This is a genomic window from Clostridium puniceum (genome assembly GCF_002006345.1).
Taxonomy (GTDB): domain Bacteria; phylum Bacillota; class Clostridia; order Clostridiales; family Clostridiaceae; genus Clostridium; species Clostridium puniceum.
The window spans coordinates 12,757-32,459 of the sequence record NZ_LZZM01000043.1; the positions used below are offsets into that span (position 1 = coordinate 12,757).

A 19,703-nucleotide genomic window follows, 5' to 3' on the forward strand; every position below is an offset into this window, starting at 1 on the left:
ATTATGGATAAATTTATTGAGAAAAATAATTATATAAGATTAGATCAATTAAACGAACAAAATTTCTTCAAGGAAATTCTAATAAAATGTCATGAAAAAAACTTATTAGAAACTTCCTTCTTAGAAAAATTAAATTATGAAAGATTGGATATATTAAAAACACAACTAACATATTATACAAAAGATTGTAGCAGCTCAGTTATGGTAGAAATAGCTGAAAATATTTTAGACTGCATTGATTATACTATAGGAATTTATTTAAAAGCCTTTAAGGATATAGACTTTTTATTAAGAGATTTAAAACAAACAAAACTATTCAATATATTTATAAACGGACAAGATTTAATTAAAGAAAAAATTTTTGAAGGAAGGAAATTATTATCTGAAATTCAAAACAATAAACTTAAGGTAAGTAATTTTTCATATAATGATACTATTGATTATGGTATCCCATTATTTTTTAAAGAATATGAATATTTCTATTCAGCTCATGAAACTCCTGGATCAATAGATTATCAATTATTTGCTACTGAATTGAACAACATAGGCATTGAGTACATTAACGATTACTTGAAAATATTGAATTTAGAAAATAACTTTTGTAATAATTTTAATATTGATGATATTAATGAATTATTAAAAGGTTATGATAAACATTGTGATGAATTACTCATAAATATATTTGAGTTAATATTAATTAATTCATTAGGTTCTATTATTTGCGATAAGGATGTTACAATCCTTAATATTTCTGCTTTAGATAGGGAGCAAATAAAAAGTAAATTATCAAATTTGTCATTTGAAGAATTGCTAGCAGAATTATTTAATTATTCGAAAAAGTGCTGCCTTATATTAAATATTAAAGATAGTGAATTAATAAAATATATTAAAAAGTCTATAATAAAAATAGCTCCCTTAATAAAAGAAAGCCTTGCTTTAAATAAATTAGAGACTATGTTTATTTCATTTAACCTAAATAATAATCATGATGGGATCACTAGCTATATAGATGGTAAAAAATCAAGTAATACTTATTTTAGACACCTTATAAAGAAAATTATGGCATGCCCTGTATCTATGGATAAAGTACAATTAATTAAAAATAATATTCATAGTTTAGAAGATTTAATTGATATTTTAGAAGCTGACTGTCTTTACGGAAATGAATTTTATGATTTATTTAAAAGCTTATCTCAATTAGAAATTGCTCTTTTATTAAAAAATCTGCCAAATTTAAATTTTGAAAGCGACTATAAAAAAGAATGGCATTTGAAATTTTCTAAGTATTTCTCAGCTTTAAGTGAAGAAGATAAAAAAGTTATTAGAAAACTAGAGGAACAAATTAAATTAGCTTAAATTAGAAATTGATTAATATAATGCTTTATATATATCATAAACTTGTTTTCTTTCTAATTTTATATAGTTATTAGTCATTAATCTTCCTTGTTTTTCAATAACATTCTCCACAAATTCTTCTAAGTTTTCTTTACTTACACCATATTCACTTAAAGATTTTTTAGAAATTAAATTGTCTAATAAAATTTCTATTTCTTTATAAACTTCATCCACAGTACATTCTAATAACTCAGATAGAAATTTGTTTAATTCTTTAATTTTTCCATTGGGATTTATTTTTTTATATACTTTGAATATTTCTATAAACATAACATAGTTTGCTTCTCCATGAGCTACATGATACCTTGCCCCTAGTGGGTAACTCATTGCATGAACTGCCCCGCAGCCTGCATTAGCGAAGGCAATTCCTGAATAGTTACTTGCTAGGAGAAAATCTTCTAATATCTCCTTCCTAGACTCTATTCCTTCTTTAGCAATTTTTTTATACCCCTTAAGTATTATTTCCATAGCTCTAAGTGAAAAAATCTTTGTGTATGAAGTTGCTTTAGGAGATAAATAGGATTCAATTGCATGAATAAATGCATCAATTGAACTGGTTGCAAACACGTTAAAAGGCAAGCATTGCAATAATTCAGGTATCATAATAGCACTATCTGCATATAATTCATCGGTCGCAAGACCCAATTTAGCATTCATTTCTTTTATTTCTAAAATAGAAATATTCGTAACTTCAGTACCTGTGCCACATGTAGTTGGAACTAAAATCAACTCTTTTTCTTTTATAATCTCCAGTTTATGATTATACAAATCTATAATTGGAGAAATGTTTTTTAAAGAAAATAACTTTGCAATATCTAAAATAGAACCTCCACCAATGGCAATAACTCTTTCATAAGATATCCTCTTAATATTTTTATACATGGCCTCAACCATTTTATCAGATGGTTCACCTCTCCCATAATTTTCTCTAAATATAACAGCTGCTTCATTTACATTATATTTTAGATAATTATCATAAATACTCCTATTTGTAATTATTAAATCATCTTTTCCAATACGGAATTCCTTGCAAAAAGTTTTACAATCATCATATTTGTATATTGTTGGATTTAGCATTAATTGTTTCATAAACACACCTCTCCTTAAATAGAACAAAGATGCTATAGAAATTTATATATAGCATCTTTGCTTCTAAAATATTATATATTGTATTCCTTTTTAGTATCTTCTAATGCTGCATCCATTCTCGTAATTACATTATCCATATCCTCTTTTGAAATGACTGCTGATGGTTCAAAACGAACACACTTTGCATTTACTAATGTTCCTGCTGTCATAACACCTCTTTTGAACATTCCTTTAGCAACTGAATATCCTATATCACTTTCACAGAATTCTACAGCTAACATAAGTCCAAGACCTCTTACTTCATTAATTACTGTAGGATACTTCTTCGCTAGTTTTTCTAAACCTGCTTTTAAGTATTCGCCTTTTTCTTTACATTGCCCAGGAATATCATTTTCTAACATATATTTTATTGTTGCAAGTGCTGCTGAACAACAAACTGGATTTCCACCAAAGGTTGGTGATCCTAATAACCATGGATTATCTATTAATTCTTCCGTCCACATTTTGGGTCTGCATATAATACCTGTTATTGGCATTATTCCACCACCAAAGGCTTTACCAAAAGTCATAATATCAGGTGTTACCCCTTCTGCTTCACATCTCCACATAGTTCCAGTTCTACCCATACCAGTTTGAATTTCATCAAAGATTAATGCAACTCCATACTCATCACATATTTCACGAACTTCTTTTAAATATCCTTTTGGAGGAACAATAATTCCTGCTTCTCCTTGTACTGGTTCTAATATAACAGCTGCAACTTTCTCCCCCACTGTATGAAGATTTCTTATTACTTTTCTCATATCTTCTGCATTACCATACTCTACGTGTTGAACTTGTTGCACCATTGGTGTATAAGGAATTCTATAAGTACCCTTTCCCCCCATAGAAACAGCCCCCATAGATTTACCATGAAAAGCTCCAATTGTTGAAATGTACCATCTTCCACCAGTAGCAATTCTTGCAAGTTTTAATGACATCTCTACTGCTTCTGCGCCTCCATTGGTAAAAAAGCAGTATTCTAAATCTCCTGGAGTAATATCTGCAACTGCTTTTGCAAGATATCCTCTTAACGGATCTAGTAATTCTTGTGAATGTAGTGCTTGATGATCAAGTTGTGCCTTTACAACTTCAAGTATATCTTCATTTCTATGTCCACACGTATAAATACCAAAACCACCTAAACAGTCAATAAATTCTTCACCATATAAACCAGTGCAATATGCACCTTTGTCTGTCCATTCTACTACTGCTGCATTTGTCGATACTGATTTTCTGTATTTAAGCCATCCTGGACTTACATAATTATCAAAATAATTCACTGTATCTTTCGTAATTTGGGCCTTCTCATCATTAGTTAGTTGGTCACATTTAATATAACCTATAACTCTTTCTAATTCTTCAATAACTTGCTTTCTTTCTCCCATAATATTACTTCCTCCTAAAATCAAAACGGCGTATTATAATGATTCTTCAATCAATAATACACCGTTGTATTTGCTCTATTTCATTTATTGTTATTATTATAAGATAAATCCGCTAATAAGCACAATTCTCTCAATGTATGGTTATTAAATTATTTTAGGAGTATGCATACTACTTTATAAGTATCTTTTATCTTAATTTTAGTATTGAACACCTAATATTTAAGAATTTCTGTCGATATATACAACCTTTCTTATTTATGGTACACTATTTTTTAATAAAACCTTCATTCGTAATATGAGTATTTATATTCTAGTCTATGTTCCAATAAATAAACTACAAATACTTAGTTGATGTTCATGTTTTTTTATATAGCAATTTAATTAAAACTTATATATATTCAGAGAGGTATTTATATGCAAAATAATGAATTTCTCTTAATAAATAATATAATATATCAAATATATAGTATTCCTGACTTTGACACTATGAAAATTACCTTCTTAAACCTTTTAAATATGCTAATTCCAAATACGGCTTCAAGCATATTAATGGCTGACCATACTAGTTCAAAAAATTTACTTTGCGACCCTATTTGTGTTCCTGAAATTTATTCAGAAGCTGAAAAAAATTATCTTTCAAATGAAGATGAAGATTATACTCGCTGGGTTATGCTAAGCGGCCAATGTTTATTAATCCGTGAAAGCGACTTAATGCCTGAAGAAGAAAGGATGAATACAGCACTTTACAAAAGGTGCTATGAGCCATTTGGACTTCATTATTCATTACAGTTAAACCTTGTGTATAATGATTTATTTTTAGGCGTGCTTACAATTTATAGAAAAAGAGAAGAAGGTGATTTTAAAGATGATGAAATGTTTATTGTAAAAGCCTTTAGCGATCATCTCAATCTTCGATTCTATGGTTATTATACAAATGATTCAAAAAATTCTTCTAGTCCATCCTATTCAATAGCAAATCTTGCTTCGCAATATAGCTTAACAAATCGTGAAGTAGAAATTTTGCAATTGATTTTTCAAGATATGAATAATGATGAAATTGCCGATAAACTTTACATAAGTGGATATACATTAAAAAAGCACATACAAAATTTATATCGTAAATTTAATGTATCTACTAAATGGAACTTATTAAAATTTAGAGAATAAATTATATTTTATAGTTATTAAATATAACTTATATTTGGTTGATAATCACCTAAACAAAGTATAATAATTAGTTTACATTCTTATCCGTTTCTAAATATGTTAGAATATGTATATAACCTACAAAATAATTTCTAGAGGTGATATGATGAATAGTAATATGAAAGTTGGAATATTTAACGGAACCATTGCTACAACAAATGGCTTATATAGAGTTAGCGACATAACTATAGATGAAGCTAAAAAACTTATGTCCAAGAATGGATTTATTTCTGCAATAGGACATAATTCAACTGCTGAAGCTATCTCAGATTCGTTTAATATGAACATACCTATGAGCCGTATAGATTTTAAACAGCAGATTGGTCAAAAAGCAATAGTTTTTAAATTAAATAGAAGACCTCCTGAAGGAAGCATATTATCTAGAACGGAAATAGATGAAATAGGCTATTCTTTTAAATTAATGGAACGTTTAGAATAAAAATATCACAAAAAAACACCAAATGAAGGTGTCCCGCCCGCATCAACTTATCCAAATTAATATTAGATCATATAGATGTGAGCACCGCCTTCCATTGAGTGCTTTTAAGTGAAACTTTATATCTTTATATAATTAACTTTAGTGTTCATACCATCCTATTGGACCTGGTGTTAAATTAATATTTATTTGTTTTATTTCTTGATATTCTTCCAAACCATGAATGCCTAATTCTCTGCCATACCCACTCATTTTGTAACCACCCCAAGGAGCTTCATTAAAGGTTGGATTATAACAATTAATCCAGGTAATTCCTGCTCGAATTTCTTTTATTACCTTCAATGCTCTTGTTCCATTAGACGTAAATACAGCTCCTGCTAAACCATATATAGTGTCATTAGCTAAAGTAATAGCTTCTTCTTCTGTCTTAAAGGTTTGAATTGTTACAACTGGACCAAAAATCTCTTCTTTTACAATGGTCATATCTGAAGTACAGTTATCAAATATAGTTGGTCTTATATAATAACCATCTGAACATTCTCCTTCCATGTATCTTTCACCACCACAAACTAAAGTAGCGCCTTCTTTTTTACCTATTTCTATATATTTTAATACTGTTTCCATATGTTCTTTTGAAACTAATGGACCCATATCTGGATTATTTACTGGATTTCCTATAGTCATTGCATTTGCTTTTTCTGCAAGACGTGCTACAAATTTATCTTTAATTGATTCTTCAATAATAATACGAGACCCTGCTGAACAGACTTCACCTTGATTAAAGAAAATACCGACCATAGCCCACTCTACTGCACCTTCAAAATCTGCATCTGCGAAAATTACATTAGGTGATTTTCCGCCAAGCTCTAAGCCCACTTTTTTAAGGTTACCTACCGCTGCTCTTGCAATTCCTTGTCCCACTTCTGTACTCCCTGTAAAAGTAACCATATCTATATCTTTGCTTTCTGCTATTTCCTGGCCTACAGCTCCCCCTGAACCTAATACTAAATTTACACACCCTTTAGGAAGTCCTACTTCATCAAAAACCTCAAATAATGCGATTGTTGATAATGGTGTATTTGAACTTGGCTTAAATACAATGCTATTTCCTGCTGCAATTGCTGGTGCCAACTTCCATACTGCCATTAAAAATGGATAGTTCCAAGGAGTAATTTGCCCACATACACCAACTGGTTCGTGAACTGTATATGAGTGCATTTCTCCAAAGCCATCATTTACATCATAAACTCCACCATATGGTTTTGTAATTAGACCAGCATAATATCTAAAGCAATGAATTCCATCGTCAACATCACCTTCTGCCTCACGAAGTGGTTTTCCATTATCTATAGTATCAAGCATAGCAAATTTATCTCTTTTTTCTGCTATTTTATCTGCAATTTGTAAAATGATATCTGCACGAGCTTGTGCATTCATTCTTCTCCATTCACCTTTTCCATAAAAAGATTCTTTAGCTGCTGCAATTGCAAGTTTAGTATCTTCAATTCCACCTTCTGCAGTATTTGCAATTACTTGTCCATTGGTTGGATTTATAACATCTCTTGTTTTTTTAGAAATTGCTTCTACCCATTGTCCATTAATATACATCTTTTTAATTTCCATAATATCTCTTCCTCTCATTTCATTAAATCAATTAAGTCTTTTATAGCAATAACCTCTAATCCCTTATTTTATTAGTTCGAAAATTATTAATTATTCTGACATAATTTTGCATATACGATAAGTTCTTAATTATGCTGATGCACTTTTTTTATAGGTGTATATTGTATATGAATTATTTGTTATTAATTTTACTTATTCTTGCCATTTCCATAATTCACATTTATCTTTAATAACTGTCCCTGCATTTACATTTAAAACTTCCTTACCTTTTACCGTCATTACTCCATTCACAAATACATATTCAATGCCTTCTGGTCTTGTTTCTGTAGGTCCAAAGCAAGGATAATCAGCTTTATCTTCTATTGTTTTTAGATCAAATATTAAAATATCTGCATCTGCCCCGATTTCAATAGTACCTTTGCTATTTAAACCTAAACGTTTTGCAACCATATATGTGCAGCGACTAATAGCCTCTATCAATGTGATTCTATGTTGTTCTTTTACCATGGTTTTAAAAAACTTAGGATAAGTTCCTGCATCTTGTGGATGCCCTGGTATGCCATTATCATATAAAGTCCCTGCATCTGTACAAACCATAACATATGGTTTATCTAATATTTCAAAAACTTCATATTCTTCACCAACTAAACCTATTCCTGTTTCCCCAGGATAATCAGATCTAAGTTCTTCATACATTTCTCTAGTTAATCTTTGACCTTTATATTTACCAGTTCCTGCAATTAAACTGCTATAATCACAATCCCATTTTTCTAAACACCCTTTATCAAAAACTGCACTTCCGATTGCAGTTGCAAATCCACTATATAAGCCGCTATCTACTGATATATCCAATCCTTCTTCTAAGGCTTCATCTATCATATGAAGTGCTTCTGTTGCCATCCCCATTCCAAATTGATAAGTTAAATGAGAAATATTTACTGCTGCCCCTGTTTTTCTATTTATATCAATAGCTTCTCTTAACGTTGAAAGACCTCTGTAACAATCTGATCTTGTATGAATAGATACCAATTTTCCATATTTAGCAGCAATCTTAGCTAATTCTAAAACCTCTTTAATAGAACTTCCTGGTACATATTCAAGGCCAAAGGATAAACCGTGAACACCATAGTTGAAAGCTTCTTTAAGCATAATTTTCATTTTTTCAATTTCTTCATCATCTGATGATTTATAACGATCGGTAACTCCAATTAATTCTCTAAGTGTAGTATGTCCAATCTGCTCTATTTGATTGATCAAAAAATGCTCATGCTTCTCATAAAATTCTCTCATGTTTTCTGGAGACATTCCACAATTTCCATTGTATACTGTTGTAACTCCCATCGCTACCATTATCTTTGCACAATCTAAATTCCCCTCTACATGTGCATGAATATCTATAATTCCTGGGCACACTATTTTACCTGTAACCTCTAATTCAATATCACCTTTTATATCTTCTCTTGTTATAGCGTCTATTTTCCCATTTAATATTCCTAGATTAGCTATAGTACTTTTTCTACACTTTGGATCTATTATTGTGCCATTTTTTATAACAACATCATATTTCATCTTTAAATCATCCTCTTCTCTTTTTTAGACCTTGATACAAAGTAGACTGACTTTCTGACTTATTACTTTCTAAAATATAACTTAAGTTTCTATGCTTTAGCTTTTAACTTTTTTATTTGGAATGAAGTATTTATAACAATGATAATAATTGTTATAAGCATTATTACTGTTGATAAAGCATTTACTTCTGGTGTTACTCCTGTCTTTACCATAGAAAAAATCTTTAATGGTAAAGTAGTGCTTCCTGGTCCGCTTGTAAAGAAACTAATTACAACATCATCAATGGATAATGAAAAAGCAAGCATTGCTCCAGATAAAACTCCTGGTAATATAATTGGAAGTGTTACTCTCCAAAAGGTTACAACTCTATTCGCTCCTAAATCCATAGCTGCTTCTTCTAAGAATTTATCAAACCCAGCAAGTCTAGCTCTAACTGTTATTACAACAAATGGAATACTAAACGTAATATGAGATAAAGTAATACTTATAAGTCCTAAAGGAATGCTAAGTACTGAATATATTGAAAGCAATGCTATACCAAGTACCACCTCTGGAATTACTATAGGTATATAAAGTAATTTATCTATTATTTGTTTTCCTTTAAAATTATATTTATTTAATCCAATAGCACCAATTGTCCCTATAATTGTTGAAATAATAGTACTTAAGACTCCAATAATCAAAGTATTTGTTAAAGCTTCCATCAAGGTTCTATTTTTAAAGAAAGTACCATACCATTGAAAAGTAAAATCCTCGAAAACAATATTCATCTTTGATGTATTAAATGAAAAAATAATTACATAAAAGATAGGAAGATATAAAAATAGAAAAACAAGATAAATATAAATATTTTTAAATAATCCAGTTAAGTTTTTTTTCTGTGCTTTTGTCATTTATATCCCTCCTAAATCATCCATATTACCACCTGATTTTTGATATAACCCTACAAGTACTAAGGTTATTATGATTAAGAAAATTGAAATTGCTGCCCCCAGTGGCCAGTTTCTAGCTGTTATAAATTGATTTTTTATTATATTACCAATTACTTGAGTCTTATTTCCACCAAGTATATCACTAACAAAGAAATATCCTAGAGATGGAATAAATACTAAAATACTACCCGCAAATACCCCTGGCATTGTAAGTGGCAATGTAACTTTAAAAAATGCTGTAGCAGGTTTCGCTCCTAAGTCACTACAAGCTTCTAAAAGAGACTTATCTAGTTTTTCAATTGAACTATATAAAGGTAGTACCATAAAAGGCAGTAACATATATACAAGCCCTATCATAACTCCTGTGTTATTGTATACTAATTGCAATGGTTCATGAATTAACCCCCATTTTAATAAAATAGAATTAATGATACCGTCTTTTCTAAGCAAATTAATCCATCCAAAAAGTCTAATTAGAGAACTTACTAAAAAAGGAACTATTACCATTGCCATAAAAACTGTCTTCTTTATAGTTGTTTTTTCAGCTATAAAATAAGTAAATGGATACGCAATTAATATGCATATTATAGTTGTAAGTGTTGAAATCAAAAGCGATTCACCAAATACTTTTAAATATAAGGGATCAAATACTTGCTGAAAGTTATTTAATGTAAATCCAATAATAACTCCACCATACGTCCCTTTCTTCATAAAGCTAATAACAAAAATATAAATGAACGGAATTGCTACTAGTAAGATCATCCAGGCCGAAACTGGTCCTACTGTAACCAAAAGAGGTAATTTTATTTTATTTTTATTATTCATCTAGCTCCCTCCTACTTCACTTGATTTTCTTCTGTAAATATAGGGTTATCTATAACATTAAAAACTTCTTGGCTTTGTGATTTAATAACCACGGCATCTTCTTTATCCCAATAAACACATATTTCTGAACCTATCTCTAATAACTCTGCTTTTGGATTAGTGTTCATTTTAACTTCCATTCCTGTTGGAAGAATAATAATCGTTTTATTTACATTTCCAATATATACATGTTCTTTAACCTTTCCTAAAAGTGTAAATCCTTCTACTGGCACTTTAGATAATTTTATATTTTCAGGTCTAACTAAAATATAAATTATTTCATTATTCTTTACATTAGCGTCTGCTGCTATAGCATTTCCATTTTCCAATTTCACGTTTAATAAATCATTTTCTATGCTGTCTGCAACTCCATAAAAAATATTTGATTCTCCAATAAAATCTGCTACAAATTTAGATTTTGGTTTTTCATATATTTCCTTTGGTGTACCTATTTGTTCTAAGTCACCACCATACATGATTGCAATTCTATCGCTCATGGTAAGCGCTTCTTCTTGATCATGTGTAACATAAATAAAAGTAATTCCAAGCTTCTTTTGAAGACGCTTTAATTCAAATTGCATTTGCTTTCTTAATTTTAAATCTAACGCTCCTAAAGGTTCATCCAGTAGCAAAACCTTTGGTTTATTTATTATAGCCCTTCCTATTGCAACTCTTTGTTTTTGTCCACCTGATAGTTGGTCTGGTTTTCTATTTTCAAAACCTACTAATTGCACAAGTTCAAGGATTTCTGTAACACGCTTCTTAATTTCTTCTTTATTAACCTTCTTTACTGATAAGCCAAAGGCTAAATTATCGTAAATACTCATATGAGGAAATAAAGCATAGTTTTGAAATACTGTATTTACTTCACGTTCATAAGGTTCAGTATCTTGAATTTCTTGACCTTCAATGTAAATATTTCCGCTTGTAGGTGTTTCAAAGCCCGCTATCATCCTCAAGGTTGTGGTCTTACCACAACCTGATGGACCAAGCATAGTTAAAAATTCACCTTGTTTTATTTCAAGGAATAAGTTCCTAACTACGTGATTATCCCCATATTTTTTATTTACATTATTTATTTTTACTATAGCTTCCAAATTAATCCCCCCAAATCTTTAGTTTTGCCAATTAGCCCTTAAATTTAGTCCATAAGTCAACTATCTTTGATACACTTTCTCCAATATCTGTTAAACCTTGACTCTTTTTAATTTCTTCTGCTGGAATGTTCATAATTTTATTATTCTTAAATTCATCACCTAAAGTGTCTCTCGCAGCTTTATTAGGATTTACATATGGGAAGCTTTTTGAAATAGTAGCACTTACTTCTGGATCTAAAATATAATTCATTAATAAATCTGCATTATCAGAATTCTTACCACCCTTTGTTTTCATCATCATATCAAAAGTAAAATAAATACCTTCTTGTGGATATACTACTTTAATTGCTGGGTTTTCTTTTGTTGCTAAAGCACATTCACCACCATAAACAAGACCTAAGGAACATTCACCGTTTAATAACAAAGTTTTTGGACTATCACCATTAAATGCATGAATATTTGGTTTTAATTTTGTTAAGAAATCCTCTGCTTTCTTTAATCCCTCATCACTTGTATCATTTATTTTATAATTATTTGCCATTAACCCAATACCAACAATAGGTCTAGCATCTTCAACAACAACCATTGTATCTTTATATTTAGGATCTAATAAATCTTTATATGATTTTATGTCATCTTTAATCTTATCTGTGTTAACTGCAATAAGTATGCTTGTCCCTAAATAAGGAATAGTGTATTCATTTTTAGGATCATTTGATTCCTTTAAATATTGCTCATCGATGTTTTTAAAATTTTCTATTTTACTTGTATCCAGCTTTTGAATCAAATCTTGAGATTTTAATATTTGAGTATCTTGTGCTGGACCAATAATCATGTCATAAGTTCCTTTACTACTTGATTTAACCTTAGCAAGCATTTCATCTGGATCGGTATATGTAGTCAGATTTACTTTAAGTCCATACTTTTCTTCAAAGCCTTTTAAAACTTCGTCTGGTAAATATTCTGACCAACAAATAACATTTATTTCCTTGCTTGCACTAGCACTTTCATTAGAAGCGGATTTATCTGTTGTACCGCATCCTGTCAAACTCAAAGTAACCATAACTCCAATCATTATCCCAGCCATAAATTTCTTTATTTTTTCTTTTCTTATCATATAACTCACTCCTTCTAATAAATATCATTTTATCCGATAGCTAGAATCCGTAATACGCCCTCTTCTTTAAGTGGGGGATAACAGCTGCACGCTTCTGGATATTGTGCCCCTTGAGGGTATAAGTTCAACTAAGATTTAGATTGGGATCAAATCCCACCTGAATCAAGTTTTACTTGATAAATTTCTCTATCTTAACTAAAAATATTTTACATAGATTTTGAAAATAAAAAGATGCATAAAGATCTCTTTATCTTCATGCACCTTTGCATTTAAATATATTTATGTTTATAACAAACTTGTATTATTGTTGATTTTACGTCAATTGCCTTTAGATTTAATTCTATTTATGTCTATAAAGCCTTAATTCCTCTTTCACCTGTTCTTATGCGTAGAGCTTCCTCGATGTTCCTTATAAAGACTTTACCATCACCTACATTACCAGTACTAACCTTCTCTACTATAGCTAAAAAAATATCTTCCACCTTGCCATCTTCTACTACTGCTTCAACTTTAACCTTTGGTAATAAATTAATATTTGTCTTTAACCCTTTAATTTCATTAACTCCATCTAAAGAACCTCTTTGTGTTCCGCATCCCATAGCTGTTGAAATTGTCATTCCTCCACAATGGTATTCATCTAAAATGCTTTTAACAATTTCTAATTTTTCTGGTCTAATTATCAATACTATCTCTTTCATAAAACTACCCCTTCCCCGATTCTTAAATTATATTAAATTTATTCTAATTAATATGCACTACTACTTCTTGTGAATAGTATAATATCAAAGTCTTTTCCTAACAATTGACCAAAAACACCATTTTAATTATACTTTTTAAGATATAAATACTTATAAAGAAGTAGGTATTATTGTCTATTCTTGTTCTCTAACCATTTTAAATATTTGAACCCTGTTTTTAACCTCTAATTTTCTGTAAATATTTAAAATGTGCTTCTTTAAGGTATTATTTGTAACACAGAACTTAATACTAATTTCATTATTATCTAAACCATTCATAAGTTCATGCAAAACAGCTTCCTCTCGTTTAGTTAACCCATAAATCCCTGCACACTCAGAAACAGATATTTTTTCATTTTTCATTGAATTATTATTTAAATCCTGATACAACCTAAATGCTAGATGTTCCTTTATAATATCTAGTACAAAAGAATCTTCATATACAAAATCCTTTTTTCCTTTTAGTCTAAAAAAACATACTACTCCAACAAATTGATTTTTATATGATAAGATCATATTTAATGTATGGTGCCAATTATTAGGTTCAAAATATTTTTTATAATATTCTGTTTCTACTCTCTTTTCCTCTGAAATAATGTCACTTTCTCTATATACTTTACTTCTTCCACCAAACATTAATCCTCTGCTATAATCTATGCTATCATACTTGTCCATATAATCTTCATCTGGTTTAGGTTCGTAATTGTAGAAAACTGGATTAGTCAAAGTATGGCTGTTTAATTCTGATGCAATATAAAAATCAGCACTATCAAAGTTTAAAATCAAACCCATTTGTGTAAGAAAATTTTTTCTCATAGTAACACAGTCTTCAATTGAATTAATTTGATAAATAATGTTGTTAATAACCATCCAGTCATTTGTCTCTAAGCTACGCATACACTAAACTCCTTTCTTCCTAAATTATTGATTAAGTATAGAGATCAAACTATCGAATCAATATGATTTAAATAATGAAAGGCATATGTACTTACTCATTAAAGTATTACATATGCCTCTCTGCACACTTATATTATTTATATTTTACTCGCTAAATATATTTCTTTCAATATTATCATTTGACTATTTTTTTATAATTTTATACTTCTTTAGGAGTATATTTATATAAATATTCTTTTAAACTTATTTATATAAATTTCATTCTATAAATATAATATAATTGTTTTAATATATAGGTTGCAATAATGATTTTACAATAAAACCATATTAGCATCTGGTACTAACTTTACTATATAAACTTAATTGAAACATATATACGTTTCAATTAAGTTTGTATAGTAATTTAATTTGGTTGAATAATCGAAATCGTAGCATATATAATTCAAAACTTTTGTAACAAATAAACATTATTTCAATATGATTCTATGCTACAATGAAAAATTTATTCTCAGAAAAGGAATTTTAAACACAAAAAAAAGAGCATAAATTTGAAATCATAAAATCTTATTCATAGGCTTTATTTTTATCGCCTTTATACTCTTAATTCTTTTATCTTTTTTATTTCTTAGTTAATTTTTTTTGACGTGGACAATTATTTTAACTTATGAACAAATAATCCACTTCTAAGCTTAGGTTCAAACCATGTAGATTTTGGTGGCATTACTTCACCTATATCTGCAACGCTCATTATATCTCTAACTTCAGTAGGATACATTGAAAATGCTATTTTCATGTCTTTATTAGCTCGTTTTTCAAGCTCTTTAAGACCTCTGATTCCTCCAATGAAATCTATTCTATCTGAGGTTCTTACATCTTCTATACCTAAAATAGGCGTTAAGATGTTATTTTGAAGTATTGCAACATCAAGGCTATCTATTGGATCTTCAGGATTATAAATACCGTCTTTAGCTTCTAATACATACCATTTATTTTCTACATACATACCAAAGGTATGCTTTTTAGCTGGTTTAACTGGTTCCTCACTAGTTACTTCTGTTATAGTGAACTTTTCTTGAAGTTTTCCTATTAACTCATCTTTAGTTAAACCATTTAAATCCTTAACTACTCTGTTATAATCCATAACCATCAAATCATTATCTGGAAATGCAACTGCTAAGAAGTAATTAAATTCTTCATCACCAGTATAATTGGGATTTTCTGTTCTTCTTTTTAGTCCAACCTTCACCGCAGATGCTGATCTATGATGGCCATCTGCAATATATAAGTAATCTACTTCTTTAAATAAATCAACTATTTCATTTATGATAATTTCATTATCAATTATCCAAACAATATGAGTTATTCCATCTTCAGCGACAAAATTATAAATAGGTTTTCTCTTACTTTCATTTTGAATCCAAGCATCTATTATTTCTGATGCAATTTGGTCTTCTTTATATGTTAAGAATATAGGCCCTGTATTTGCATCACAATAATCAACATGATTAATTCTATCCTCTTCTTTATCAGCTCTAGTAAATTCATGTTTCTTAATGATATTATTCATATAATCATCGATAGAAGCACAAAATACTATCCCTGTTTGAGATCTTCCATTCATTATTTGTCTATATATGTATAAACATGGCCGCTCATCTTGAGTATATTCTCCATTTGTTATCATTCTATCAAGATTTTCTCTAGCCTTTTCATACACCTTGGGATCATGTATATCAACTGATGGATCCAAATCTATTTCCGGTCTATCAACATGAAGAAATGAATGTGGATTTCCAATTACCATTTCTCTTGCTTCATCGCTGTTCATTACATCATAAGGTAAAGCCGCTATTTTTGAAGCTAATTCTTTAACTGGTCTTATTCCCTTGAAAGCTTTAACTACTGCCATTAAAATTTCCTCCCAAATAATTATAGATTAAAGAATTCTTTAATTACTGAAACTACCTCTTCACCAATTCTTGTTTGAGCTTCTTCTGTTGCAGCTCCAATGTGTGGTGTTACACTAACCTTTGGATGGTTAATTAATGTTTCGTTCTTAGTCGGCTCTTGTTCAAATACATCAATACCTGCTCCAGCAATTTCTCCCTTATCAAGAGCTTCAATTAATGCTGCTTCGTCAACTACTTTACCTCTAGCACAGTTAATAAGATAAGCTGTATTCTTCATTGCTTCTAATTCTTTCTTTCCAATTAATGAACCAGCAACCTTATCATATGGTACATGAAGTGAAATATAATCTGAATTCTTTAATATTTCTTCTAATGATACAAAATCATAATCTAAATCCTCATATTTTCCTTCAATTGTGTAATATATAACAGTCATACCTAAAGCTGTAGCCTTTTTAGCTAAAGATTGACCGATTCTTCCCATTCCAACAATTCCAAGCGTTTTACCTGCAATTTCAGTTCCTTGATATTTCTTTTTATTCCATTCACCATTCCTCATGGTGTAGTTAGAAATAGCAATAAATCTTGCTAATGCAAACATATGGCCAATTGCAAGCTCTGCAACTGAATCTGAACTTGCTGATGGAGTATTTCTTACAGTTACTCCAACACTTTCCCCAGCAGGAATATCTATATTATCTATTCCAACACCAGCTCTAATAGCTAATTTTAATTTTCCGCCTTCTTCTGCTTTAAATACATCAGAAGTAAGAGTAGTAGCTGATCTAATAACTATAGCATCGAAATCTTTTAATCTTTCTCCTAGCACATCTTGCTCAATGTGTTCATTAATAACCTCTACACCCAATAATCTTAATGCTTCAATTGATGCACTTTCTAATCCGTCGTTTGTTAATACTCTAATCATTTTTTTAAAATCCCCCTTGATTTAAATATGCTTATTGCTAATTATTACAATACAAAATTCTATTCCTTATGTATTGTTGCTATATTTTAACACAAATATTACTCACTTAACTATTTCATAATAGAGCACTCCATGTTAACTATCCCAAAATATTTTTATATAAATAAAACAATAACAAAACTCAAAATACATATATCCCATCAAAACTATCTGAATTGTAATGCAAAAAAAATACACCATACTTTGAAAATAATTTTATTATTAATTTAATATATATTACATAGTTATTTTTTATATTTTACTACTTATTTGCTATCAGTTCAAGACTTTATTAATTTAATAATAACTTTGATTGCTAGTTTTATACTTCTTATAATTATATTAGGTTCTGTTTTAGTAAATTAACATCAAACTCTAATCTACTTCTCAATAGCATCTTACTACATAAATATGCAAATGGAGGTGGTTATATAATTGTGTTAAAACTTTGCTCATAAGGATAAATATCTTACCTTTAGATATTTATAATCTTGAACTTTCTATGAAAGATTTTAATGAATTAGAGAAAACTTAGAACTAACCATCACTGATAAAAATACTGTATTATAGAAAAATGTTTATAAAATTAGATTAGAATGTTTTAAAAATAATCCTAAAAATTATATGTTGAATAAAACTTGTATTATAATTTTAAAAGAAGAAAAGCTGCTTTGAATGTAATTATTTAAAACGACTTTTCTTTTTATTTTAATTTTAAATTATTTTTTACCTTTACTAAAAATTCATCGACTTCTTATAGAATAATTAATATACCCTATCCAAGTTCTTCATAGTTACTAATTAAAATAAAATAGTATTTTGACCCTTAATATTATTATCCTTTAAATATTTGTATACTCCAAACATTATAGCTGCACAAGCTTTCTCATATAAATGTCTTGATTTTATATATATATACTTTTATATTTCTCCTCTAAATACCTTAAGAAATATTTAGTTGAGATTTCTTCACCTGTAACTTTCTTAACTAATTCTTCTGGTGTGTATATAGCTCCATGCTTATGAATATTGTCACTTAGCCAATTATTAATATAACTAAGATCTCCATCTACTAAATTGTTTATAGCATCTTTATTTTCTTCTAATATTTTATATAAAAATTGTCCTCCATATATGTTTCCTAATGCATAGCTTGGGAAATATCCAAAATTTCCAGCAGACCAATGCATATCTTGTAAAACCCCTTCACTATCTGTTTTAGGTTCTACTCCTAAATATTCTATATATTTTTCTCTCCAGATTCTTGGAAGATCTTTTACTTCAATATCACCATTAATTAACTGCTTTTCGATCTCATATCTTATAATTACATGTAAACTATAAGTTAATTCATCTGCTTCCGTTCTAATTAGTGATGGCTTAACATAATTTACTGCCTCATAGAATTTATCTAATTTTACATTCTTCAGACTAGGAAATTCCTCTTTTATAAATGGTAAAATTACCTTTAAGAATTCTTTACTTCTTCCAATAATATTTTCATAAAGTCTAGACTGCGATTCATGTATTCCCATAGAAGCGCCATGTTCAAGACCTGTTCCAATTAATTCATCAGAAATATGCTGCTCATATAGTCCATGTCCACCCTCATGAATAACACTAAATACATTTGATAATAAATCTTTTTTATTATAATGTGTTGTTATCCTAACATCTTTATTTCCAATATCAAGTGTAAATGGATGCGTTGTTTCATCCAATCTACCAGCTTCCATATCAAACTTTATTTTATTTAACAAAAATAAACTTAATTTCTTTTGTCTTTTTATTTTAAATTTATCTTCAAGAAAATCTTTATTTATTTTTTTATCACTCTTTTTTATATACTCTAGTATATTTAATATACCTTCTTTTAGTTCTTCAAATATCTTATCTAATTTTCTAATAGTCATTCCTTCTTCATACTTATCAAGTAATGCATCGTATTTATTTTCTTTATAACCATAATAATCTGCAAATTCTCTTTGGAATTCAACCATTTTTTCCAAATGCGGTTCAAATATTTTAAAGTCATCTTTTTTTCTAGCTTCTTCCCATGCTGCCTCCGATAATGATGTTGCTATTGTAAATTCCTTGTATCTTTGTTCTGGTATCTTTTTTGTCTCATCATAATCTTTTTTTAACTTTCTTATCATTGCCTTATCTATTAATGATAATTCTTTAATTATAGGCATAAAATATTCAATAAATCCCTTCACTTCTAAACCTGTTGATAATTTGAATACTTCTCCAGATAAATATCCAAGGGTATTTGATCTTTGTTCTAATGACTTCTTTGGCATTGAAATCTTCATATCCCAATAGACAAGTGCAGATAATTTATTTAATTCTTCAATTTTGGTAATATGTTCTTTTACTTCTATTAACTTTTTTTCTATTTTTTTATTCATCACATAATCACCCTTCAATGTTATTT

The 19,703-nt window shown here is 29.1% G+C and carries 16 protein-coding genes; 3 read left to right on the top strand and 13 right to left on the bottom strand.

What is annotated here, in order from left to right:
- Positions 1–3: 3 nt before the first annotated feature.
- Positions 4–1,356 carry a DUF6179 domain-containing protein gene (locus CLPUN_RS03570; protein ID WP_077846006.1) on the top strand — a complete coding sequence of 451 codons (1,353 nt, stop codon included), beginning with the start codon at positions 4–6 and terminating at the stop codon, positions 1,354–1,356.
- A 12-nt stretch (positions 1,357–1,368) separates the two neighbouring features.
- Here the strand turns inward: CLPUN_RS03570 and CLPUN_RS03575 are convergent, their stop codons facing one another.
- Both CLPUN_RS03575 and CLPUN_RS03580 read right to left on the bottom strand, forming a co-directional pair.
- On the bottom strand, positions 1,369–2,484 hold the full coding sequence (locus CLPUN_RS03575) for a 4-hydroxybutyrate dehydrogenase (RefSeq protein WP_077846007.1): 1,116 nt from the start codon (positions 2,482–2,484) through the stop codon (positions 1,369–1,371).
- 71 nt (positions 2,485–2,555) lie between these two features.
- A complete protein-coding gene (locus CLPUN_RS03580) occupies positions 2,556–3,911 on the bottom strand; it encodes a putrescine aminotransferase (protein ID WP_077846008.1) in 1,356 nt (451 codons plus the stop codon).
- Between the two features lie 414 nt (positions 3,912–4,325).
- Between CLPUN_RS03580 and CLPUN_RS03585 the strand changes: the two genes are divergently transcribed.
- The gene (locus tag CLPUN_RS03585) at positions 4,326–5,078 is read left to right on the top strand and encodes a helix-turn-helix domain-containing protein (protein ID WP_077846009.1); all 753 of its coding nucleotides are present in this window, start codon (positions 4,326–4,328) and stop codon (positions 5,076–5,078) included.
- Between the two features lie 145 nt (positions 5,079–5,223).
- The gene (locus tag CLPUN_RS03590; RefSeq protein ID WP_242954035.1) at positions 5,224–5,556 is read left to right on the top strand and encodes a YddF family protein; all 333 of its coding nucleotides are present in this window, start codon (positions 5,224–5,226) and stop codon (positions 5,554–5,556) included.
- Between the two features lie 138 nt (positions 5,557–5,694).
- Here CLPUN_RS03590 and CLPUN_RS03595 read toward each other — a convergent pair whose 3' ends face one another.
- The 11 genes from CLPUN_RS03595 to CLPUN_RS03645 all read right to left on the bottom strand — a co-directional run bounded on the left by CLPUN_RS03595 (position 5,695) and on the right by CLPUN_RS03645 (position 19,677).
- Positions 5,695–7,176, bottom strand: coding sequence for an aldehyde dehydrogenase family protein (locus CLPUN_RS03595; RefSeq protein WP_077846010.1), 1,482 nt, complete (start codon positions 7,174–7,176; stop codon positions 5,695–5,697).
- Between the two features lie 192 nt (positions 7,177–7,368).
- Positions 7,369–8,745, bottom strand: coding sequence for an amidohydrolase family protein (locus CLPUN_RS03600; protein ID WP_077846011.1), 1,377 nt, complete (start codon positions 8,743–8,745; stop codon positions 7,369–7,371).
- An 89-nt stretch (positions 8,746–8,834) separates the two neighbouring features.
- Positions 8,835–9,638, bottom strand: coding sequence for an ABC transporter permease (locus CLPUN_RS03605; RefSeq protein WP_077846012.1), 804 nt, complete (start codon positions 9,636–9,638; stop codon positions 8,835–8,837).
- Positions 9,639–10,502, bottom strand: a complete 864-nt coding sequence (locus CLPUN_RS03610; protein WP_077846013.1) for an ABC transporter permease — start codon at positions 10,500–10,502, stop codon at positions 9,639–9,641. It abuts the gene before it with no gap.
- A gap of 11 nt (positions 10,503–10,513) precedes the next feature.
- Positions 10,514–11,644, bottom strand: coding sequence for an ABC transporter ATP-binding protein (locus CLPUN_RS03615; RefSeq protein WP_423237278.1), 1,131 nt, complete (start codon positions 11,642–11,644; stop codon positions 10,514–10,516).
- 25 nt (positions 11,645–11,669) lie between these two features.
- Positions 11,670–12,755 (bottom strand): polyamine ABC transporter substrate-binding protein, encoded by a 1,086-nt coding sequence (locus CLPUN_RS03620; RefSeq protein WP_242954036.1) that lies wholly within the window; start codon positions 12,753–12,755, stop codon positions 11,670–11,672.
- Between the two features lie 350 nt (positions 12,756–13,105).
- Positions 13,106–13,453, bottom strand: coding sequence for a P-II family nitrogen regulator (locus CLPUN_RS03625; protein ID WP_077846015.1), 348 nt, complete (start codon positions 13,451–13,453; stop codon positions 13,106–13,108).
- A 174-nt stretch (positions 13,454–13,627) separates the two neighbouring features.
- Positions 13,628–14,389, bottom strand: a complete 762-nt coding sequence (locus CLPUN_RS03630; protein WP_077846016.1) for a helix-turn-helix domain-containing protein — start codon at positions 14,387–14,389, stop codon at positions 13,628–13,630.
- 652 nt (positions 14,390–15,041) lie between these two features.
- Positions 15,042–16,298, bottom strand: coding sequence for a DUF1015 domain-containing protein (locus CLPUN_RS03635; RefSeq protein ID WP_077846017.1), 1,257 nt, complete (start codon positions 16,296–16,298; stop codon positions 15,042–15,044).
- A gap of 20 nt (positions 16,299–16,318) precedes the next feature.
- Entirely contained in the window at positions 16,319–17,227 is a 909-nt protein-coding gene (locus CLPUN_RS03640) for a D-2-hydroxyacid dehydrogenase (RefSeq protein ID WP_077846018.1), read from the bottom strand.
- A 944-nt stretch (positions 17,228–18,171) separates the two neighbouring features.
- Positions 18,172–19,677, bottom strand: coding sequence for a carboxypeptidase M32 (locus CLPUN_RS03645; RefSeq protein WP_077846019.1), 1,506 nt, complete (start codon positions 19,675–19,677; stop codon positions 18,172–18,174).
- Positions 19,678–19,703 lie beyond the last annotated feature (26 nt).